Genomic DNA, 23,154 nt, shown 5'->3' on the forward strand with positions numbered 1-23,154 from the left:
CGCGAAGCGCGCGAAATTTTGATGGTTTGGAAGGGGGTACCCCCTTCCAAACCATCAAAATTCATAAAAGCTGAAAAACATTGTAACCATAGGAAATACAATTTACACAAAATATAGGACTTGACTCATTCCTTCGGCTTTCCTGTACCGTTTTGTCCTTCATCGGCTCTATGAAAGACATTCCTTCGGCTTTCCTGTACCGTTTTGTCCTTCATCGGCTCTATGAAAGACATTCCTTCGGCTTTCCTGTACCGTTTTGTCCTTCATCGGCTTTATGAAAGACATAGCTTCTGCTTTCCAACAGCGTTTTGTTCTTCATCGGTTTGATGAAAGACATTCCTTCTGCTTTCCAACCTTGTAACAATCTCAATATTTGAATTATTTATGGTCCCTGTTACCTGTAGTCAAGAAGCTTGTTCAATCTGTTTCACTGTATAAAGCGCTCATCTAGGGTATTCAAGATTATTCTTTTTCCATTGTAAAATAACTCAACCCAAAGCCGCGTTGATCAAAGTTACACTTCACTTGATTGTCAAAAAGCATCATAATTCTACTAGGAAAACGAATACTAAGATTACCTTTAATGCAAGATTTATGAAGGAGGTAATCTTATTGAACAGAAAAACTTTTATTTTTCTTATCATCCTCTCCCTGTTTGGGCTATGTCATCCTTCCAATTCGATTAAAGCTGAGAATACACAAGTCAATCAAGGAGTCGTTGATTTACGTATTTTAGAAACGACTGATTTACATGCATCTTTAGTCAATTATGATTATTATCAAACAAAAGTAGACAACCGAATTGGCCTAGTCAAAACAGCCACTCTTATCCGGAAGGCAAGAAAGGAAGTCCAAAATTCTTTACTGTTTGATGATGGGGACCATCTTAAAGGGAATCCGCTTGGTGAATATTTGGCCAGAATTAGAGGAATCCATAAAGGAAAAATTCATCCTGTTTATCGTGCTTTTAATTTTTTAGGCTATGATGCCGTTGCCATTGGTAATCACGAATTTAACTATGGATTAGGATTCTTAAATGCGGTTGTAAAAGGAGCCAAGATGCCAGTCCTCAATGCGAATGTTTTCTCTGTAAAAAAGAAAAAGCCCTACTTTAAGCCCTATGTCATTTTGAAAAGAAATGTGAGGGACCAGAATGGGGAGAAACATAAACTAAACATTGGGGTTATTGCATTTATGCCGACACAAATTATGAAGTGGGATAAAGCTAATCTTGAAGGTAAGGTTATTGCTAAACCAATTGTTGATGCTGCAAATGAGTTTATCCCAATCATGAAAGCAAAAGGAGCAGATATTATTGTTGCTCTAGCCCATACAGGTATCAGCTATGAAGCCTATAGTGCAGAATCGGAAAATGCTGTCTATTATTTAACCAAAATTCCTGGAATTGATGTCGTATTGGCGGGGCATTCCCATAATGTCTTCCCAGGGCCTGTATTTAAACACTCTCCCAACACCAACATTGAAACGGGACAAATAAATGGAAAACCAGTCGTGATGGCGGGAGCTTTCGGTAGTCGTTTGGGGATTATTGATCTCAAACTTAAAAGAATCAATGGCAACTGGGTGGTATTAAAAGGGACATCCTTAACAAGACCTATTGCTAATGATGATGGAACACCCCTTGTCAAGAAGGATAAACGTTTATATCAGTTAGTTAAACCAGAGCATAAGGAAACAATTGATTACATTAATAAATTGGGGCTTTAAGGTTAAACTTTTCTTTACATTTAAAGTTTAGTTTTATAAAATTATGTTGAAAATATATATGGTATATCTATTGGGGGAGTCTGTCACACAGGCTCCTTTTTGTCGTTTTTCATAGGAGTTTCCATTAAAAAACTTTGGGAGAAGAGGTTACAACATGTCAACACAAGCACTAATCGCATTAGGTGTATTTTTAATCACCTATGCCTTTATCGTCACAGAAAAGATCCATCGTACGATTATTGCCATGACAGGCGGAATTATAATGGTATTACTAGGAATTGTTGGCCAGGAAAAGGCCCTTCATCATATCGATTTTAATACTCTCGGATTATTGACCGGTATGATGCTCATCGTTGCAATAACTTCTGAGACAGGCCTATTCAAATACATAGCTATTTGGTCAGCCAAAAAAGTGAAAGGAGATCCCTTAAAAATTTTGCTTGTGCTCGGAACGATTACGGCATTGGGGTCAGCCTTTTTAGATAATGTAACAACAGTGCTATTAATGGTTCCAGTTACATTTAGTATCACGAGACAATTACGGGTTAATCCAATCCCCTTTTTAATAACTGAAGTGATTGCCTCTAATATTGGTGGAACATCAACGCTGATTGGCGACCCTCCGAATATCATGCTCGGCAGCGCTGTGAAGGAACTTACCTTTATGGCATTTATAAATAATCTTACGGCGATATCTTTCTTTATCTTATTTGTTAATATTGGAATCTTAGCATTCATTTATCGGAAGCAGCTTCGTACAACAGATGAATTAAAGGCCAATTTAATGGACTTAGATGAAAAGGAAGAAATAACAGATACAAAGTTATTAATTAAGTCATTAATTGCTCTATCGTTAACTATTATTGGTTTTTTCCTCCATCAGCTTTTTCACGTTGAATCTGCTACAGTAGCATTAGCCGGGGCCTTTCTGTTACTTCTTTTAACTGGGGAAAAATATTTAGATAAAGCATTTTCAAAAGTAGAATGGACGACCATTTTCTTCTTTATCGGACTCTTTGTATTGGTATCAGGATTGATAGAAACTGGGGTCATTTCGTTATTAGCAGATTACTCTGTCCACCTGACCGGGGGAGATGTCACATCTACATCGATCTTAATTCTCTGGGTTAGTGCTATCGCATCCGCATTTATTGATAATATTCCATTTGTCGCAACCATGATTCCGATGATTAAAGATATGGGAGAACTTGGAATTACCAATTTAGAGCCACTTTGGTGGAGTTTATCCTTAGGAGCATGTCTTGGCGGGAATGGCACATTAATTGGTGCTAGTGCCAATGTGATTGTTGCTGGTCTTGCAGCAAAGGAAGGGTATCCGATTACTTTTGGAAAATTCTTGTTAATTGCCTTTCCTTTAATGATTTTTTCAATCCTAATCAGTACAGTTTACATATATTTAAGATATCTAATTTAGGGGGAGTAAGATGAATATAGCGTATAAGTTTAACGATCAACTTCTTGATTTGAAAGAAGAAGTTAACGGAGATGATTTTGAATTCACATTAACCTTTTTTGATAACAATTGGAAGAAAGGAATAGAGAAAATCCGCGAGTATTTTGATTCGAATACCATTCTAACTGATATCCATTTATATATTCATCCAAATAATAAGATTCAGATTATCGTTAGAAAAGACTTCTATAATGAATTTTTAATCCAATTGTTTAGACAACAATTAATCCAAGAGATTAAATGGATATAAAAAATGGCTGCCATCTATGTGGCAGCCATTTCATTATAAGACGTAACTTTAAAGTCTTAATTGTTAAGTTCTTTAAAAGATTTAACAACATTGTCAACTGTGAAACCATACTTCTCTAGTAAAATACTTTCAGGTGCAGATGCACCAAACTGATTAATGGCGATAACACGGCCGGCGTCTCCAATATATTCTCTCCAACCAATGGATGAACCCATTTCAATTGCAAGTCTTGCTTTCATATTCTTAGGCAGAATGGATTCTTTATATTCAAGTGATTGTTTTTCAAAGCGATCCCAACTTGGCATACTGACGACTGATACAAAAATCCCTTCACTTTCAAGCTCTTGTTGAGCAGCTATTGCTAAAGCTACTTCTGAACCTGTTGCAAGCAATAATCCACTAGCATCGCCTTTCGCTTCCGAAACAACATAAGCGCCTTTTTTAACACCTTCATAAACCGTTTGCTGCCCAAGTGCTAGGGTTGGCAGGTCCTGACGTGTTAATACCAGTACGGTCGGAGTATCTGTGCTTTCCAATGCTAATCTCCAAGCAGCAACTGTCTCCTTCGCATCTGCAGGGCGAAGAATAGAAATTCCTGGCATTGCACGTAATGCAGCCAACTGCTCAACTGGTTCATGAGTAGGCCCGTCTTCGCCTACAGCGATGCTATCATGTGTAAAAACATAAGTAACTGGAAGCTTCATTAATGCTGCAAGTCGAATCGCTGGACGTAAATAGTCAGAGAATACGAAGAAGGTTGAACCAAATACTTTCACACCACCATGTAGTGACATTCCATTTAGTGCAGCACCCATCGCGAATTCCCGAACTCCAAACCAAATATTGCGGTCTGCATAGCTATCAATATAGTAATTTTTTTCTGATGTAATAAGTGTTTTGTTCGATCCTGCTAAATCGGCAGACCCCCCAAGAAATTGTGGGACGACATTAGCTACCGCATTCAGGGTTTTCCCTGATGATACACGAGTCGCGATTTTTTCACCTGCAGTAAAAGCTGGCAATACTTCTTCCCAATTTGCAGGAAGCTCTCCATTGATAGCAGCTTCAAATTGTGCAGCGAGTTCAGAGTATTCATTCTTGTAGCTCGTATATAATTCATTCCATGCATTTTCCTTGAGATGTCCATCTTGTGTAAATTGGTTAAAATGGTCTTTTACTTCTTCAGGAACGTAAAATGGCTCTTCATTGTTCCAATTATATGCAGCTTTTGTTAACTTAATTTCTTCTTTACCTAGTGGAGAGCCGTGAGATGCAGATTTTCCAGCTTTATTTGGAGAACCATAACCGATCACGGTTTTAACCTCAATTAAAGTAGGGCGATTCAAGTCTGCTTTTGCCTCTTGTAATGCTTTTTGAATCGCATCAGTGTCATTTCCATCTTCCACACGAATTACTTGCCAGCCATAAGCTTTAAATCTATCCTCCACACTTTCAGAGAAGGATAAATGTAAATCTCCATCCAATGATATGTCATTTGAATCATACATGACAATTAATCTACCAAGTTTAAGGTGGCCTGCCAGGGATGCTGCTTCAGCAGATACACCTTCCATTAGGTCGCCGTCTCCACAAATACTATAAGTGTAATGATTAACGACGTCGTATCCTTCTTTGTTGTATGTAGCTGCAAGATGTCTTTCCGCCATTGCCATCCCCACAGCCATGGCAACCCCTTGTCCTAATGGCCCTGTCGTTGCTTCTACCCCAGGTGTGTGACCAAATTCAGGGTGACCAGGTGTTCTGCTTCCCCATTGACGGAAGTTTTTCAAATCATCAATAGTCACATCGTAACCAAATAAGTGCAATAAACTATATAAAAGCATTGATCCATGTCCAGCTGATAAAACAAACCTGTCTCTGTTAAACCAATTCGGATTCAATGGGTTATGATTCATTTCTTTTGCCCAAAGCGTGTAAGCCATTGGTGCTGAACCCATAGGCATACCTGGATGTCCAGAGTTGGCCTTTTCGATCCCATCAATGGATAAAGTACGAATTGTATTAATTGCTAATTGATCAAGTTTTGTTTCATTTACTAATGTTTTCATATTTTTTTGACACTCCAAATCTATTAGAATTGTATGCTTCCTTACTATAGAGAGGGGTACTTACTCTTTAGACTTCGTTCTCTCACTGCCCAAAGCCTTCCAAACCATTTCGTAAACCTTTTTCAAGGGAATGTTATGAAGTCGTGCAATGCTTTTGCATTCTTCAAATTCTGGAGCACTTTGCACGACTTGTCCATTATAAATTCCTTCTTTTACGGTCACAGGACCCCACTCAGTTGGAACCTTCCTAAACATTCGTTCCAACCGATGTACCGTTAAGGGATAGTAACGGACCCCTAGTGTTGTGGTTTCCATAAAAAGAATTTCTTTAATTTTAGATACGTATTTCTGTGAACAAAGTAATTGAAGTAATACACCCGGTCTATTTTTTTTCATATAAATCGGTGAATAAAAAACATCATTTGCCCCAGCCTCAAAAAGCAGGTCCATTACATAGCCAAGCCATTCTCCAGGAATATCATCAAGGTTAACCTCCATTTTGACCATTTGTTCATCGATATGTTCATGATTCGAAGGATGTAATACCACTAGAAAACTCCTTTCGTTCAGCATTTTTACATATGTGCAGGACCCTTACTACATTAAGAAACAGACAATAAGCTTATTCACCGATTATGACACGGAGTACATTGGGGTGGCTTTTAAACGTTTTTGTTCCTGCTCCGTAGCCAATTGAATTTACCTTTATTGAAGGAATGGTACCAAATTCCTCCGCAAGAACAGAGACGATCGCTGCACCTGTCGGTGTGGTTAACTCCGCTCTAATATCTGTCTGATCAATTGGTACACCTTTTAATATTTCTAAAGTGGCAGGTGCAGGGACAGGATAAATCCCATGATCTATATGAATACGGCCTGTTCCCACTGGGATAGGCGAGGATTTTATTACGTCTATCTCTAATTGATGAATTAAGATAGCTGTACCGATAATATCAATAATCGAATCTACCGCCCCTACCTCATGAAAATGGACCTTCTCTAATGGAACTCCATGGATGTGTCCTTCCGCTTCACCAATTTTTTTAAAGATTTTTAATGCCATTTCTTTCACAGGTTCTGCAAAAACAGCATCCTCAATTAATTCAACAATGTCTTTATATGCTCGGTGGTGGTGATCATGGTCATGGTGATGATCATGATGATGATCATGATGATGGTGGTGTTCATGGTCGTGGTGTTGATCATCAGCATGATGGTGTTCATGGTCATGGTGATGATCATCGGCATGATGGTGTTCATGGTCATGATGGTGTTCATGGTCATGATGGTGTTCATGGTCATGATGGTGTTCATGGTCATGGTGATGATCATCGGCATGATGGTGTTCATGGTCATGATGGTGTTCATGGTCATGATGGTGTTCATGGTCATGATGGTGTTCATGGTCATGATGGTGTTCATGGTCATGGTGATGATCATGATGATGATCATGATGATGGTGGTGTTCATGGTCGTGGTGTTGATCATCAGCATGATGGTGATCATGACTATGCGAGTGATCATTGTTCACTAACACCACATCAAATTTTGTACTTGTAATCCCATTCTTCACTAGCTTTTTCCATGTCAGCGTATACTCATCATCTATATGAAGTTTTTTTAATTCTTCCACTAGCCGCTCGGGATCTGCCCCGGCATCGATAAGAGCTCCAATGACCATATCGCCGCTGATACCTGAAAAACAATCAAAATAAAGTGTCTTCAATTTTTCCCTGCCCCTTTTTGTGCAAGTTGATCAATTAATACTGCGTTATATCCCCCGCCAAACCCATTATCAATATTCACGACACTAATCCCTGATGCACATGAATTCAACATGGTTAATAAGGCAGATAATCCATTGAAATTTGCCCCATACCCAACACTTGTTGGGACCGCAATAACAGGATGTGAAACAAGTCCGCCAACTACGCTTGGAAGCGCCCCTTCCATACCTGCAACTACAACAGAGACAGTGGCATTTTGAATTTCTTCCGCGTGGCTTAATAGGCGATGAATTCCAGCAACTCCAACATCATAGATACGGTGGACCTTGCTGCCTAGTACTTCAGCTGTAACAGCCGCTTCTTCGGCAACCCGTAAATCCGAGGTACCGGCACAAATCACAGCAATATACCCTTGCTGCGAATTTTCATTAACACGGTCTTCTTTCCAAAAAAGGATTTGCGCTTCTTCTTTGTAGATAAATTCAGGGCATGATTTTTGGACAATTTCAGCCTTTTCTTTGGAAATTCGCGTTACGAGTACTTGTGTGTTGCGTGCTCTTAACACTTGGATAATCGAAATGATTTGCTCTGTCGTTTTCCCTTCACCGTATACAACCTCTGGGAAGCCTTGGCGTTTCTTGCGATGATGGTCCACTTTTGCAAATCCCAAATTTTCAAATGTTGCTAATTTCAATTTGGCTTCTTCGATACTTAGGGTTCCTCTTTGAACTTGCTCTAGAATCTCTTCAAGCATTCGTTCCCCCCCTTATTTAGTTTCAAAAATATTTTGACATCCCACTTGCCAAATTTTCGTATTTTTCATAAATAATTCTATATTTTTTACTATTTTCCACATTTGGAACAATTGCTTCACCCATTGGTATATTCTTTTTAATATCTTCAAATGAATTAACTTTCCCAATTGCCACTAAAGCCGTCCAAGCTGCACCCCATGCGGCACTGTGATAACTCTCCGGCACATAAATTTCCGCTTCGAATACATCGGCCATCATTTGCAGCCACAATGGAGACCTAGATAAACCACCGTTAACATAGATCTTTTGATGTTTCCCAGCTAACCGCTCTAATGCCTTGCCTATTTGATAGAGGTTAAAGGTAATACCTTCTAGTACTGCTCGGATAAAATGTTCTCTTTTATGTGTAACAGATAATCCAAAGAAGTTCCCTTTTGCCCGTTGATTCCAAATCGGCGCTCGTTCGCCATTTAAATAAGGGTGAAAGATAACTCCGTCTGCACCAAGTGGAACCTTTTCGGCCTCCGCCAGGAATTCAGAGAAGTCTCTTGGGTCATTCAAAAGTTCTTTTAACCATTGTAAAGCAATCCCGCCATTATTAGTTGGACCTCCAATGATTGTGGTATTTTCTGTAAAGGAATAACAAAACGTTTCTTGATTTTCACTTATCTTAACGCCTCTTGTAATTTGCCTGATAGCCCCGCTGGTTCCAACCGAGACGGCAACTTCACCTGGGAGAATCGCTCCAATTCCTAAATTGGCCAATTGCCCGTCAGCAGCACCGATAACAAAAGGAAGGGCAGAATTTATTCCCATTTCTTCAGCAATTTGAGGATTAATCCCTGTTAATATCTCAGTGGGCGGGACAAGTCTAGAAAGCTGTTCTTCATGAATATCAATTAGAGATAATAATTTTTGATTCCAAGTGTGTGTGTCAGGATTAAATAACCCTGTTGCAGATGCCATCGAATAATCAATAACCCTTTGATTAAACCAGCATTGGAGTAAATACTCTTTTATCGACATGAAGTACTTTGCCTGAAGGTAGGGTTCATATTTTGTTTCTTTCATCCATAACAGCTTAACGAATGGTGTCATTGGATGAACCGGTGTCCCTGTCTTTGAATAAATCTCTTTACCCATTGTTTCTATCAATGATTCCGCTTGTATATAACTTCTTCCATCCGCCCAAATTAAGGCCGGAGATATTGGGCTGCCCTGCTCATCTACACATATAAGTGAATGCATTGCAGCTGAAAATCCAATTGAAACTAACTCATTTTTCTCAATACCTGCTTTTTGGATCGCCTCTTTTATGGCTTGTACAGCGGATTGTTCAATCTCAATCGGGTTTTGTTCCACCCATCCTTGCTTTGGATAATTGAATGTATTCATTCTCTCGGCAACTGCGATTAATTTACCTTGTAAATCAAATACGCATGCTTTAACACTAGTAGTTCCGATATCAAGTCCAATTACAACTTCTCTTGACATGCTTCATCTTCCTTTTCACATAACAATAAATAATATTGGAATTCATAATGTCCTTAATTGCTATAAATATGATCTTTAAAATAAGAGGCTTTGGATCATCCAAAGCCATTTTTTTGTTTTTTCCTAAACAAAATTTTCAGAGGAGATAACTTAAACAGACAGCACCTTATTCATGCTTCCACTCTGATATCCAATTAAATCTAAAGTAATATATTTGTATCCAAAGCCTTGTAACGCTTTTACGATCGGGTCATGATGTTCAAGAATTTTCTTCATTTCATTAGGTTCTACTTCAATCCTAGCAATATCCTGATGCGTCCGTACCCGTACCTGATGGATCTCAAGTGATTTTATATATGCCTCGGCTTTTTCAACCTTCGTTAACTTTTCTTTAGTAATATATTCTCCGTAGGCAATTCTTGAAGAAAGACAGGCTAAGGATGGTTTATCCCATGTAGGCAAATCATATTTCCGGGAGAGGTCTCTGATTTCGTTTTTAAACAGGTTAGCTTCTAGGAGTGGACCGCGTATCCCCTTTTCTTTAGCCGCTTTCATACCTGGTCGAAATTCATTCAGATCGTCGGCTATGACCCCATACGCCACATTTTGAAAGCCCTTCTCTTCCATGACTGGAAGTATATGATCAAATAAACTGCTTTTGCAAAAATAACATCGATTTTTATTGTTTTCTGCATATCCAGGGATTGCAAGTTCGGATGTTTCAATCACTTGGTGCCTGACACCTATTTGATTTGCCAGTACTTTTGCCTCTTCAAGCTCACTAGAAGGGTAGCTTTCAGAGTCTGCTGTTACAGCGAGAACATGATCAGCGCCTAGAGCATCCACAGCAGCCTTTAATAAAAAAGTACTGTCCACTCCTCCTGAAAATGCAACAACCACGGATTCCATTTCTCGGAGAATAGACGTTAATTTTTTGTATTTCTCTGTTAGCATGGTCCTTTTCTCCCCCTATCCCTTTTCTAAATTAAAGTCAGCCATTGTTAATTTATTTATTTAGCTGTCGATTTATGTGCATGTTGGATTATATTGTCATGCTGCCAAAGCCGCCATCAACTCGAATGAGTGTTCCTGTTACGAAACTAGACGCTTTCTCAGAGGCAAGCCAAACAGTAGCACCTTGTAACTCTTCCGCCTCACCAAAACGATTCATTGGCGTATGTCTCATGATTGATTCAATTCGTTCTTTGTCTAAAATTTTTCGATTTTGTTCCGCAGGGAAAAATCCTGGAATAATTGCATTGACACGAATACCATTTGGAGCAAATTCACGTGCTAAAAATTGCGTAACGCTGTTAATGCCTGCTTTTGATACGGAATACGTAAACACTCTTGATAGTGGTGTTGTTGAAGAAACGGATGAGATATTAATGATGCTTCCTTTTCTTTCCTGATCAATCATTTTCTTCGCAAAAATCTGGCAGGTTAACACAATTCCTTTTAAGTTTATATCCATAATTTTGTCCCATTCTTCCATATCAAGTTCAAAAAATGGCGTAGCACTATTTGTACCTGGAGCATTTAAAAGAATGTCCCAGCCTCCGGACCATTGTTCAATTTCGTTCGCAACGTTCACTAAAGATTCCTTTGAACTAACATCTGCAGAAAATGCCTTAGCTTCTCCGCCACTCTCCTTAATTTCCTTGACAACTTCCTCTGCTTTTTCAAGATTACGTCCTACAATTGCCACTTTTGCACCGTGTGCTGCCAAGCCTTTTGCCATTGCTGATCCTAAGACACCATTTCCACCAATTGCAACTGCCACTTTGCCACCTAAATCAAATAATTTCGACATCTTTTCTTCTCTCCCTAATCTATTAAAATAAATTTCCCTCTGCATTGAACGGAATATCATAAAGATCTGAACATTGTTCCATATTAGGATGCTGTTTCACATATTCAAGTAAGGGCTCAGACACTTCAATTTCACTTAAAACTAAGGTATTTTTAATGCGGACTAATTTGACGTTTCTAAAATCTAAAATATTGCATGTTTTTATCGCAGCTTGGATAGCTTGTTTATCATTTGGTAAGGTCGTAGCAATTTTTGTAGGAGCAACAACGGTTGAAGTTAATCCATTTGCATAAGTTCCTTCTTTATCCATCTTGTCTACCAACCGTTGTGTCGTAAAGTCTGCCGTTCCTACTCCATTGGCATTTCCCTCTGATTGATGAGTCACGTCGAGTACCACCATCTTGTTAACGTCAGGTCCACCAGATGCATATGGAGTGGGATATCGTCCTGTAATATTAGGATCCATTCCATCACCACTAATATTTTTGCCAATTTCATCTATAACGAGGACATCTAATTGGTCAAAGAATAGCTTAGGTAATAACTCTTTTGCCTTTTTTTGTAGTTCTGGTTCTTTATTAATAATCTCTTCCGGAGTAAGCACTTCAATAATAGCTACTTTATCAAATGCATTTTCAACTGTTGCAACCCCGAAAAGTACGGGTGTCTTTTCCATGATGATTTTCGCCATGGCTGGAACATTTTCTGCCATATACTTAAAGCCCATTTGATGACAGGCTTCCGCGCCTTTTTGCTTCCCTAAGCCAATACTAATCATCTTCATCATTCCACTTTCAACAGGTCCCCGAAAAGCTGTGTGTGGTTTCACACGATTAATCACAACGATTCCATCCGCTTCTGAAGCAAACTTATCCACATACACTGGTAATCCATTTGGTAGTTCACTAATCTTCACTACCTCCATTGAAGATCGAATCTCGCAACCGACGCTTTCTTCGGTTACTCCAAGATGTGCTAAAACTTCACGTTGGCCCTCTGCAGTGGCACCCCCGTGACTACCCATGCTTGGTACAATGAAAGGTTTTGCACCCAAATCCTTTAAAAACTGTACGGTTACTTCGGTCATTTCAACAAGACGGTCGAGTCCCCTGCTGCCAACAGCAATTGCAATTTCCATTCCAGGCTGGATTTTTTTCTGAATATGTTCTTGCTGTAGTTGTCCTTTCAGGGTTGTACCAAGTTCATCTATTTTTTTGTTATCAAAGTTAACTTTGACTTTTGCCATTTTAGGAACTGGAATATCTTTTAATAAATCTTGTAGGATCCCCATGTTTACAGCACTCCTTTTAACCCTTAAGTTTCCTCATTCAATCCTATTCCATGTATTGATGAAAGTTATAAACGGTAATTCCTCTTGTAATCCCTTACAAAAGAAACATAAAAAATATAAAAAAGTATTTTTATTTAATTTGTTTACCAAACAAACTAATTACCTGTATAATAACATTACGGACAAATTACGTCAATAATTATGAGATTTTTCCTTTTAAAAAACTATATTAAAGCTCATTCTTGATTCGGCACCTTGTCGATTGGAGCTAAAAATCAACAGGAAAGTTTATAAAAGCCTAAAAAGTAAGGAGGTTCTTTATGCTCACAGGGGATGCCGCATTTATCAAAAAAATGAACAGATCGTTAATCTTAAGTAAAATTGTTGAGCATAAATTGATATCTAGAGCTGAACTTGCAAAAATTACAGGATTAAATAAAGCAACGATCTCTGTACAGGTATCAGAGTTATTGGACAAAGAAATCATTACTGAAACACAACAGGAACACAAAAGTTTAGGAAGAAGGCCCATTATGCTCTCAGTTAACCGTAAGGCAGGTTTTGTCCTGGGAATTGACCTAGATAAACATTCCATTACATTTGCCCTATCAGATTTAATCGGTACTTCTGTCCAGAACGAAATAATTAAACTGCATGTATCTGATTATGATGGTATTTTGAAGTTATTAATCGAAAAGATAAAAGGTTATAAATGTAAATACGCACATACTCATTATGGTCTGGTGGGAATTGCGATTGGAATACATGGTATCGTGAATAAAGATGAATTGATTGATTTTGTTCCTCAACACGGCTGGCATAACAAAACCTTAAAAAAAGACTTAGAAGCTGAAATTGGAGTCAATGTTTACATCGAAAATAACGCGAACTTATGTTCTGTAGCAGAAAATGTGTACAAGCACCACCAAAGTACAAACTTATTATCTGTCAGTTTGTATTCTGGAATTGGCCTTGGCTTCATCATCAACGGTGCATTATTCAAAGGATATCACGGTTATGCGGGTGAAATCGGGCATATGATTGTCGTTCCAAATGGAATACCGTGCAGCTGTGGAAATTTAGGATGTTGGGAACAATATGCTTCTGAATCGAGTTTTTTTACCAAATTGGCTGTGAATCAAAGAGAACTTGGTGACAACTTTGAAGACTGCCATCATCTCTTCAATGAGCAGAATCCTATTTTCATCAAAGAGATGGATCAATTTATTCTGTTTCTTTCTATTGGACTTAATAATTTAATTAACCTTTATAATCCTGAAATTATTGTAGTAAATAGTGAAATTCTTCGTTTATATCCAAATGCTGCTGAAAAACTTAAAGCCCATCTCAATTCTTCCATTAGCCATTATTCTGAACTGTTTATTTCAGAATTTGGCAAAAAGGCATGTATTATGGGAGCTTGTGCTTTGGCAATTCAAAACTTTCTAGGGGTTTCAGAGTTATGTTTAACTGCAAGCGAAGATGTGTAATCTAGATAGAGAAACTAAACAGAAACGTTTTAATGGTGGATGCGTACCATTTAATCTTTCTGATCCAGTTATAACCAATTCTCGCAACTAACATGTGGATTGGTTTTTTTTGTCTTCCTTACCAATACCGATAAAAAAAGTGCCTGACACTTTAGTGCCTGACACCCATTTTTACTTCCTAACTTTTATGGTCGACTAATTTTAAAACCAATCGTTAAATCCTAATTTTCTCAAGTGATTTGCTGAAATTTCTAGACATTCGAATGGGTCGCGTCCATAGGTATCATCTTGTTCAACCAAGAAATACTGTGCACCACTTTCCAACCCTGCTTCCATAATCGCTTTGATATCAAGGTTTCCTTCCCCAAGTTCCGCAAATTCAATTGTATTCGTAAAGACTTGCATGAATTTAGATATATCGCTAAAGTCTAATTCACTTATATCCATCTGTCCGATGCGGTAATCTTTTAGGTGCAGTAAAGAAATACGGCCAGCGTAATTTTTTACAAACTCGACCGGATTGACACCTGCTCTTTGAATCCAGTGTACATCTAACTCAAAACCGAGTTTAGTGGTGTTATTTTTAATAATATCTAATAAATATTCACCATCATATTTTTGGAACTCGAGGTGATGTGTATGATAATACAATTCAATTCCATACTCTGCTAATCTATGAGCCATTTCTTCTGCCTTTTTAATAAAATCCATGATTTTATCTTTATGACCCATACAAGTTAGAGGCAGCATTCCAATACGTAAGAAATTACAGTCAAGTGTCTTACAATCCTTAACAATTTTGTCAAAATCATTCGTTAAAGTCTCGCCAGGTGCACCAGGCAGCATGGGTTCTAAAGCAGCGGACATCGCAGCAATTTTGATGTCAAAGTCGACACTCGCTTTTCTTAAATCAGCTACATTTTCAGCTGTCATTGGAATTTGGGAAACCTCTACTGCATGATATCCAAGTTCCTGAATTCTTCTCATTGTTTCATAGGCACCAAGCTCATCCACTTTACCTTTAAGCATCATCATTTGAACGCCGATTTTTCCTTTATTCACTTGTTACCCCTCCATAATAATTTTTTGTCTAGTTTCTGAAGAATGCCGGATTGCATCGATCATTTTGATTGATGTCAGCGCTTCCTGAACATGAACATAATTTTCAGTATTATTTACAATACAATCATAGAATTGATTAATTAATTTTACATGGCTTGCGCCGTAATAGAATTTAGTTCCAGGAAGTTTGGCATCTTCCATCAATGGTTCCTTCTTGCCGTTTTCATTTCCAAACGTTAACACGCTATCCTTGATCGTAAATCTCCCCAGTTCAAGAACAACCTGAAGTTCTACACTAGAGTTTTCTGCATTTGCATTCGTGGCAAAAAATAACCCTTTTGTTCCGTTTCTAAACTGGATATTGGCTGTTGCTGTGTCTTCCACTTCAATGTCGTAATCCAACAGCTGGTCTATCGTACCTCTTATCGATTCAATTTCACCGCCGAGCAGTTGCATCAAATCCAATGTATGGAGTGCTTGATTAATCATTACACCTCCGCCAGCATATTCTAATTTGCCCCTCCACGGCTTAACGTCGTAGTACTCTTTCGGTCTAAACCAGGTGACTAATCCTTTTATACCAATCATTTTTCCATAGCGGCCGCTGTTCACAATTTCTTGAAGCAATTCAAAGGACTCATTATAACGATTTTGAAAGCATACACAGATTTTAATATTCTTGTGCTCCTCCTCTAACCTTGCCAGAGCTAGTCCTTCTTTTGTATCCAATGCCAATGGTTTCTCTTGAAAAACATGGATACCCTTTTCTACACAAGCCTTCGTGACGGGGTAATGTAGATAATGCGGCAAACAAACGTGGACACAATCTAATGATTCTTTTTCGAGCATGACAAGATAATCGGTATAAAAATTTACATCTGGTACGGAAATATTTAAATTTTCATCTATATCACAGACCGCCACCAACTTGGCATAAGGATTTGCTTGGATAGCTGGGATATGGATTTTTGAGATATCTCCAAGTCCAATAACTGCAACTTTAAGCATAAGGCATAACTCCTTGGCAAACGAACTCATGCATGACTGCGATGAGTTCGTTTAATAGATTAATATTTTATATTTAATAAGCTGTGTTAAAGGACATTTGTTGATTTTCTAACTAAGTAGATTGGAGCTCAAATCAACATGCAAGAATAACACAGCCTTTTTATAAGTTATTGGGGTACAATTTCCTTCTTTTCTTCCTCAATCTTTTTGTTTAATTCTTCTAAGAAAAGATCTTCGTCAAATGGTACCTCTACTTCTTTGCCAAGCCAGCTAGAAAGATGGATCGCGTTTGCCAATCTAACTCCATGGATTCCATCGCTGCCAGGTGCCAATAATGGAGTTCCTTCTACGATTGCAGAAGCGAAGTTTTCCATTACAGCAATATGCTGTCCGCCCCAAACACTTCCGAACTCCAACACTTCTTCACTGAAAATATCAGATGGATTACCACCCATGAAAATCCTCATTACATCCTGCATATCCATTTTAGAACTCATTTCATTTTCAGGTGTAACAAGTCGTTTAATTGTTACTTTTTTGCTATCGTCGACAACGATCTTACCTTTATCGCCTAAAATTTCAAAACGGTCCGTTCCAACAACGTCATGTGTACAAGTCACAAATACACCAGTTGCGCCATTGCCATAATCAAGCATTGCAGTTACTTCATCTTCTACTGCGATATCACGTTGATAGCCGTACTTGACATTGGAATAAACCTTTTTAGGCATTCCGCAAATCCACTGAAGTAAATCAAGTTGATGCGGTGCCTGGTTTACAAGGACACCACCACCTTCACCGCCCCATGTTGCTCTCCATGCACTGGAATCATAATAACCCTGTGGTCTCCACCAGGTTGTAATAATCCAGTTAGTACGACGAATGTTACCAATTTCTCCGTTATCAATAATTTCTTTCACTTTTTGATAAAGTGGATTTGTTCTTTGGTTGAACATAATTCCAAACGTTAACTCAGGCTTTGTTGCAGCATATTCGTTTAATTCTCTAACTTGTTTTGTATAAACACCCGCTGGCTTTTCAACCAATGCATGAATATTTCTCTTTAACGCTTCAATTCCCATTTCTGGGTGCAAGTAGTGGGGGACACATGTAACAATTGCATCAACATCTCCGCTTTCAAGCATTTCAATATAGTTATCATAAAAAGGAGTGTCCGGATATTTATCTGCTGCCAATTTCTTTTTATCTGGATCGGTGTCACAAATGGCACCCATCACCATATTTTTTACTTTTCCTTCAGCTAAAAATCCTGCATAAGCTCCACCTTGCTGACCCAATCCAATGATGCCAAGTCTTACAGTTTTCATTATCATTTCTCCTCACTTTCTATTTTTCTTAGTATTTCTTTAAGTGCCTCGTATTGAAGCTTATAGCCACCAGCACCATCTAGCCCCTTGTTGTCCTTTATAACCATTGCTGCATCCTCAAGCTCTAAATCCTTTAATGAATCAAAGAGAACGAGGTGTGGCTCGAGGGTTAAAAAACCTTTGTAGCCGCTGTTGATTACTTGTGTGAGGATTTCAGGTATTTTTCCTTCTCCCGTGCCACAAACAACGTTTTGACTTTCTGATGTTACGGCATCCTTAATGTGTATATATACAATCTCCTCCTTAAGGAGATTGAAACACTCCTGGGTATCTTCACCGCACTGCACAAAGTTAGCAAAATCAAAAATAGCCTTAAAGTGCGGAGAGCTAACCTCTTTTAAAATCTCATGACATCTTCTCGCAATATCTCCATAGATGTCCTTTTCATTTTCATGCAGTAAAATAACATCATATTTTTCGGCAATCTCTGCAAACTCTTTTAATTTGCTAATGACTTCCACTTTATATCGGTCTGCATCTTCACCCTTTGGAATATAAAAGCTGAATATCCTGATATATTTACAATCTAATAAGTTAGCAATCTGACAAAGCGTGTCCAACATATTCTTTTGATTGACAAACCCATCTTCATCGTTAATGAATACCTTGCCAATTGGAGAACCGATGGAAGAAACTCCGATACTAGCTTGCTGAAGTCGTGGTTTTACATTGTCTTTTATTTCTTCTAAAGTAAAATCGCCGATATTTTTCCCATCAATACCTCGTAAGGAAATGTAACGCATTCCTAATTTCGCTACAACTTCCAGCTGTGTATCAAAATCAGATGAGATTTCATCGGAAAATCCTGATATCAATAAGTCATTATTCACTAGAGACTGTTCCTCCTTTTTCTATAGGTCGCCAACAGACGTTTTACATCAGCTATTAATCATCATCTTGATGCTTATGCTCTAATCTTAATTGAAAACGTTTTTTTGGACTCGTAATATTTTGCGAATAATAGTAAAATATTAATAATAATTAAAAATATTGCTCTTAATTGATAGTGCTGATTCATAAACAGAGCAAAATTATTTTATAAGCCTCATGACAACTTTTATCAGGAAGTGTTAGTATGTTCGATCATGAAATTGAAGAAATTTGCAAATTTGCCTTCAGTTTTTCTACTATTGATACCATTTTTATTGATCCTCTTTCACAGATAAAAAGTGAATATGGTCACAATCAAGTGCCCGAACCGCTAAAGGAATCCTTTGGAAATATACATAGTTTGTTAAATCTTCACGATTTAACTTCTGAACTTGATGTTATTTTTCATTCTAGTTCCTACAAAATTAATTTTATTTCTGCAAAACTTTATAGGCAGGAAGACTATATGGGGAGCATTGTGGTGGGACCCTTTCTATTTGAGGAACCTACTTACCGAATGATCCATGACATCCTTTTTAGTAATAAATTCTCCATCTCTCTTAGTCATATTATGGAACAATTTTACCTATCTCTTCCTTTAATTAGTTCATACAAAGCCAAAACAATCGCTGAATTTCTTGCTTATCTTGCCTCAAACTTTAACCGAGCTGATACTGCCTCACGGAAGAAAAAGATTGGAAGTATAAATTATTCATTGCAATCCGAATATCCAACGATCCCTGATACAATTAAAATGAAATCCAAGCCTTCTATTTCTGCGATTGAAGAAAGATATCGCACACAAAATGAACTCATGTCATCTGTAGAAACTGGAAATAAAGCAAAGGTAGAAAAAATAATGAACGAAGATATGTATTTCTTTGGGAAAATCCCTGATCGGATTCCAAATGACCCCTTACGCTCAAGGAAGAACTTAGCGTTCGTAACCAATACCTTGTTAAGAATTTCAGCTGAAAGAGGAGGGCTTCATCCTGTCTATATTGACAGTATTTCAGAAAAATTTGCTATCCAAATAGAAAAAACGTCTACCATTCAGCAACTAGTAGACCTTCAAATGAAAATGTGCTTTGATTATTGTGATGCCGTAAAAAAGCTCAGCTTAAAAAATTTCAATCGATTAATACGAAAAGCAATCGAATTCATCCGATTAAATCTTGATCACGATTTAAGACTAGATACCATCGCTACCGCTGTCCAAGCTAGTAGTTACGAGCTCTCAAGGCAATTTAAAAAAGAGACAGGGAAATCGATCACAGAATACATCAATCAACAGAGGATTAATGAAGCAATAAAAATTATGGAGAATGAAAACCTGTCCATTACCGATATAGCTTCATTAGTAGGCTTTAACGACGTAAACTATTTTACAAAGGTATTTAAAAAAATGAATGGGATAACTCCATCTGAATATAGACACGGGTTGGATGGTGTCAGGCACCGTTAATACTATTTCTGTATGATCAATAGTATAAAAAAAGGCTGTCTCAAGAGTGATTTTTCACTTTTGAGACAGCCCTTTAGTTATGCTTCATTTTAGAGGAGTTTGATATTGTTATTCCATCCAGTTTGTATGGAAAACTCCTTCTTTATCCACACGTTGATAGGTGTGAGCACCAAAGTAGTCACGTTGTGCTTGCAACAAATTGGCTGGAAGTGTTTCTGTACGGTAACTATCATAATAAGCAATTGCACTAGCAAATGATGGTACCGGAATACCGCGTTCAATCGCAACTGCAAGGACTTGACGTAATGCATTCTGATAGTTCTCAACAATTTCTTTAAAGTATGGATCTAACAGCAAGTTTGCTAATTCTGGATCACGATCGTATGCATCTTTGATTTTTTGAAGGAATTGAGCACGAATGATACAGCCGCCACGGAAAATCATCGCAATATCGCCATATCGAAGATTCCAATCGTACTCTTCAGATGCCACACGCATTTGAGCAAAACCTTGTGCATATGAACAAATTTTGCTCATATATAGGGCTTTACGAACCGCTTCAATTAAATCTTCTTTACTTCCTTCAAATGGCTTAACTTCTGGTCCATTTAATACCTTACTCGCTTTAACACGCTCATCCTTCATCGCAGAAATAAAACGTGCAAAAACAGATTCCGTAATAATTGGAAGTGGAACACCTAAATCTAAAGCATTTTGGCTTGTCCATTTACCTGTTCCCTTTTGTCCCGCTGTATCTAGAATTAAATCTACCATTGGTTTGCCAGTTTCTTCGTCAACTTTGGTAAAAATATCGGCAGTGATTTCAATTAAGTAACTGTCTAATTCACCTTTATTCCATTCAGAAAAGACATTATGAAGCTCCTGGGCATCTAAACCAAGGATATTTTTCAAAATAAAATATGCCTCTGAAATTAATTGCATATCCCCATATTCGATTCCATTATGGACCATTTTCACATAATGACCTGCACCGTTTGGACCAATGTAGGTACAGCATGGGTCGCCTTCAACTTTAGCAGATATTGCTTCTAAGATTGGCTTAACAAGATCATATGCTTCTTTTTTTCCACCTGGCATGATGGAAGGCCCTTTTAATGCTCCCTCTTCTCCACCGGAAACGCCAGTGCCAATAAAGTGATAGCCAGCTGTTTCTAATTCTTTATTCCGTCTAATTGTGTCTTGGAAGAAGGTATTTCCTCCATCAATCAGAATATCGCCTTCTTCAAGATATGGTTTTAGAGATTCAATGGTAGCATCCGTTGCTGTTCCCGCTTTAACCATTAATAAAATTTTTCGTGGCTTTTCTAAGGAATTTACAAATTCCTCAACGGTATGGGCACCAACAAAATTTTTACCTTCTGCTTCATTTTTTAAAAACGCTTCTGTTTTGTCATATGAACGATTAAAAACAGCGACAGAATAACCGCGGCTCTCGATATTTAGGGCAAGATTTTTACCCATAACGGCTAAACCAATTACACCAATTTGTTGTTTAGACATACTATCCCTCTTTCATAATTAATACTATTTAGATAACCATAATTCTTTCATTAATACAATAAAAGTGCTTTTTTCTTGTAATTAAATCAGGAATTTCATTCCAGCTCGACACTAATTATACACATCAATAGTTTTACCATCCACTGTTAGTATTATATTTAATGTGTATAAGTACGCATTTTTTCTGCTCTTAATCAAAGTTGATTTTTTAAAGTATTAATTATCGCTCTAAGAAAAAACGTTCCGCATTATTAAAGCAGATATTTCGTACCATTTGCTCCATTTGCTTCATGTCATTCGGTGCCAAACCTTTTTCAACCCAATCGCCAAGGATGTTACATAGAATTCGACGGAAGTAATCGTGACGTGCATATGATAAGAAGCTGCGTGAATCTGTCAACATGCCGATAAAATGACTAAGTATGCCAACATTTGCAAAATCCTTCATCTGCTTTTCCATTCCATCGATATGGTCAACAAACCACCATCCTGAACCGAATTGAACCTTTCCAGGGACACCTTCTTCATAGAAGTTCCCCATCATTCCAGCTAATGTAACATTATCTTTTTCGTTCAAGTTAAATAATACCGTTCTTGGCAGTGCATTTTCTTGATCTAAGGAATCAAGGAATCGGGATAAGCCTTCAGTCATATTAGCTTCTCCTACAGAATCAAAGCCCGCATCCGTTCCAAGTAGTTCTTTCATCCTTGTGTTGTTGTTTCTCATTGCTCCCATATGGAGCTGCATGACCCATTGTTTTTCAGCATACATCTTTCCAAGTTCTTTAAGAAGGAAAATTCGATAAGCCACCAATTCATCATTGGTAAGTTGTTCTCCGTTCAAACGTTTATTAAAAATTGCTTCAACCTCTTGTTTGGTTGTTTCCACATATTCCATTTTTTGAATATCATGGTCAGAAGCACGTCCCCCATTTTCGTGGAAATAGTCAATTCGTTGTTTTATTGCGGCTAAAAACCCATCTAAAGAATCTGTTTTAATGCCTGAAACATCCGCCAATTGTTCAATCCAGTTTGTAAATGTTGGACGTTCAATAAACATCGCACCATCGGGACGGAAGGTTGGAGCAATCATCGTTTTAAAGGATTCATCATTTCTCAATAATTGATGGTATTCAAGTGTGGAAATGGGATCATCTGTTGTTCCAATAAACTTCACATTTGACCTTTCAATTAAGCCCCTTGCACTGAATTCAGGCAACTGCAATTTTTTATTACATTCTTCCCAAATTTCACGAGCTGTTTCTGGACTTAATAATTTATCAATCCCGAAGAACATTTTTAATTCTAAGTGTGTCCAGTGATATACAGGGTTTCCGATTAAATAAGGAACTGTTTCTGCATAAGCGGCAAATTTTTCCCAATCATCAGCATCACCTGTAATATAACGCTCGCTAATCCCATGCATGCGCATTGTCCTCCACTTATAATGGTCACCCCCAAGCCAAATCTGAGTAATATTTTCATATGACTTATTTTCCCATACTTCTTGTGGATTCAAATGACAGTGGAAGTCAAAAATCGGTGACTCCGCAGCAGCCTTTTCATATAGTTTTATTGCAGTGTCTGTATTTAATAAAAAGTACTGATCCATAAAGCTTTTCATCATATCTCTCTCCTTTAACTGATTATTCATACAGTCGTTGTACATTCTGGAAACCCTTACAGAAAACTAAATACAATCGGTCTAAACAAGCATTCATTTAGATAACCTTCTTTTAATTTGTTTAT

At 37.8% G+C, this 23,154-nt stretch carries 19 protein-coding genes; 5 read left to right on the forward strand and 14 right to left on the reverse strand.

The window, feature by feature from the left end; all coding sequences use genetic code 11:
- The first annotated feature begins 612 nt into the window (after nt 1-612).
- The 3 genes from KW850_RS28755 (at nt 613) to KW850_RS28765 (ending at nt 3,452) form a co-directional block, all read left to right on the forward strand.
- Entirely contained in the window at nt 613-1,728 is a 1,116-nt protein-coding gene (locus KW850_RS28755; protein WP_218351112.1) for a metallophosphoesterase, read from the forward strand.
- Between the two features lie 154 nt (nt 1,729-1,882).
- Entirely contained in the window at nt 1,883-3,163 is a 1,281-nt protein-coding gene (locus tag KW850_RS28760) for an ArsB/NhaD family transporter (RefSeq protein WP_218351113.1), read from the forward strand.
- A 10-nt stretch (nt 3,164-3,173) separates the two neighbouring features.
- Entirely contained in the window at nt 3,174-3,452 is a 279-nt protein-coding gene (locus tag KW850_RS28765; RefSeq protein ID WP_218351114.1) for a hypothetical protein, read from the forward strand.
- A gap of 56 nt (nt 3,453-3,508) precedes the next feature.
- On the opposite strand, the gene tkt is transcribed toward KW850_RS28765, so the two are convergent.
- The 8 genes from tkt to KW850_RS28805 form a co-directional block, all read right to left on the reverse strand.
- A complete protein-coding gene (tkt, locus tag KW850_RS28770) occupies nt 3,509-5,521 on the reverse strand; it encodes a transketolase (protein WP_218351115.1) in 2,013 nt (670 codons plus the stop codon).
- 60 nt (nt 5,522-5,581) lie between these two features.
- Nucleotides 5,582-6,070, reverse strand: coding sequence for a nickel pincer cofactor biosynthesis protein LarC2 (larC2, locus tag KW850_RS28775; protein WP_308128877.1), 489 nt, complete (start codon nt 6,068-6,070; stop codon nt 5,582-5,584).
- A gap of 73 nt (nt 6,071-6,143) precedes the next feature.
- Nucleotides 6,144-7,247 (reverse strand): nickel pincer cofactor biosynthesis protein LarC, encoded by a 1,104-nt coding sequence (larC, locus tag KW850_RS28780; protein ID WP_256358521.1) that lies wholly within the window; start codon nt 7,245-7,247, stop codon nt 6,144-6,146.
- Nucleotides 7,244-8,002, reverse strand: coding sequence for a nickel pincer cofactor biosynthesis protein LarB (gene larB, locus KW850_RS28785; protein WP_218351117.1), 759 nt, complete (start codon nt 8,000-8,002; stop codon nt 7,244-7,246). Before larB ends, larC begins: the two co-directional genes overlap by 4 nt.
- 22 nt (nt 8,003-8,024) lie before the next feature.
- On the reverse strand, nt 8,025-9,497 hold the full coding sequence (locus tag KW850_RS28790) for a gluconokinase (RefSeq protein ID WP_218351118.1): 1,473 nt from the start codon (nt 9,495-9,497) through the stop codon (nt 8,025-8,027).
- A gap of 150 nt (nt 9,498-9,647) precedes the next feature.
- Nucleotides 9,648-10,451 carry an ATP-dependent sacrificial sulfur transferase LarE gene (larE, locus tag KW850_RS28795; RefSeq protein ID WP_218351119.1) on the reverse strand — a complete coding sequence of 268 codons (804 nt, stop codon included), beginning with the start codon at nt 10,449-10,451 and terminating at the stop codon, nt 9,648-9,650.
- Between the two features lie 88 nt (nt 10,452-10,539).
- On the reverse strand, nt 10,540-11,310 hold the full coding sequence (locus KW850_RS28800) for an SDR family oxidoreductase (protein WP_218351120.1): 771 nt from the start codon (nt 11,308-11,310) through the stop codon (nt 10,540-10,542).
- A gap of 22 nt (nt 11,311-11,332) precedes the next feature.
- A complete protein-coding gene (locus tag KW850_RS28805) occupies nt 11,333-12,601 on the reverse strand; it encodes a nickel pincer cofactor-dependent isomerase, group 22 (protein ID WP_218351121.1) in 1,269 nt (422 codons plus the stop codon).
- Nucleotides 12,602-12,921: 320 nt separating this feature from the next.
- Between KW850_RS28805 and KW850_RS28810 the strand changes: the two genes are divergently transcribed.
- Complete coding sequence (locus KW850_RS28810; protein ID WP_218351122.1) at nt 12,922-14,091, forward strand: ROK family transcriptional regulator; 1,170 nt, start codon at nt 12,922-12,924, stop codon at nt 14,089-14,091.
- A gap of 201 nt (nt 14,092-14,292) precedes the next feature.
- Here KW850_RS28810 and KW850_RS28815 read toward each other — a convergent pair whose 3' ends face one another.
- From KW850_RS28815 to KW850_RS28830, 4 genes are all read right to left on the reverse strand, one after another.
- The gene (locus KW850_RS28815) at nt 14,293-15,153 is read right to left on the reverse strand and encodes a sugar phosphate isomerase/epimerase family protein (RefSeq protein WP_218351123.1); all 861 of its coding nucleotides are present in this window, start codon (nt 15,151-15,153) and stop codon (nt 14,293-14,295) included.
- A gap of 3 nt (nt 15,154-15,156) precedes the next feature.
- Nucleotides 15,157-16,161, reverse strand: coding sequence for a Gfo/Idh/MocA family protein (locus KW850_RS28820; protein ID WP_218351124.1), 1,005 nt, complete (start codon nt 16,159-16,161; stop codon nt 15,157-15,159).
- A 167-nt stretch (nt 16,162-16,328) separates the two neighbouring features.
- The gene (locus KW850_RS28825; protein ID WP_218351125.1) at nt 16,329-17,489 is read right to left on the reverse strand and encodes a Gfo/Idh/MocA family protein; all 1,161 of its coding nucleotides are present in this window, start codon (nt 17,487-17,489) and stop codon (nt 16,329-16,331) included.
- 2 nt (nt 17,490-17,491) lie between these two features.
- A complete protein-coding gene (locus KW850_RS28830) occupies nt 17,492-18,379 on the reverse strand; it encodes a sugar phosphate isomerase/epimerase family protein (protein WP_218351126.1) in 888 nt (295 codons plus the stop codon).
- Between the two features lie 245 nt (nt 18,380-18,624).
- Here KW850_RS28830 and KW850_RS28835 point away from each other — a divergent pair, with 245 nt between their 5' ends.
- Nucleotides 18,625-19,884 carry a helix-turn-helix domain-containing protein gene (locus tag KW850_RS28835; RefSeq protein WP_218351127.1) on the forward strand — a complete coding sequence of 420 codons (1,260 nt, stop codon included), beginning with the start codon at nt 18,625-18,627 and terminating at the stop codon, nt 19,882-19,884.
- A gap of 108 nt (nt 19,885-19,992) precedes the next feature.
- Here the strand turns inward: KW850_RS28835 and gndA are convergent, their stop codons facing one another.
- Nucleotides 19,993-21,405, reverse strand: a complete 1,413-nt coding sequence (gndA, locus tag KW850_RS28840) for an NADP-dependent phosphogluconate dehydrogenase (RefSeq protein ID WP_218351128.1) — start codon at nt 21,403-21,405, stop codon at nt 19,993-19,995.
- Between the two features lie 220 nt (nt 21,406-21,625).
- Nucleotides 21,626-23,029, reverse strand: coding sequence for a glucuronate isomerase (gene uxaC / locus KW850_RS28845; RefSeq protein WP_218351129.1), 1,404 nt, complete (start codon nt 23,027-23,029; stop codon nt 21,626-21,628).
- Between the last annotated feature and the right edge of the window lie 125 nt (nt 23,030-23,154).

The organism is Bacillus sp. sid0103 (genome assembly GCF_019219025.1).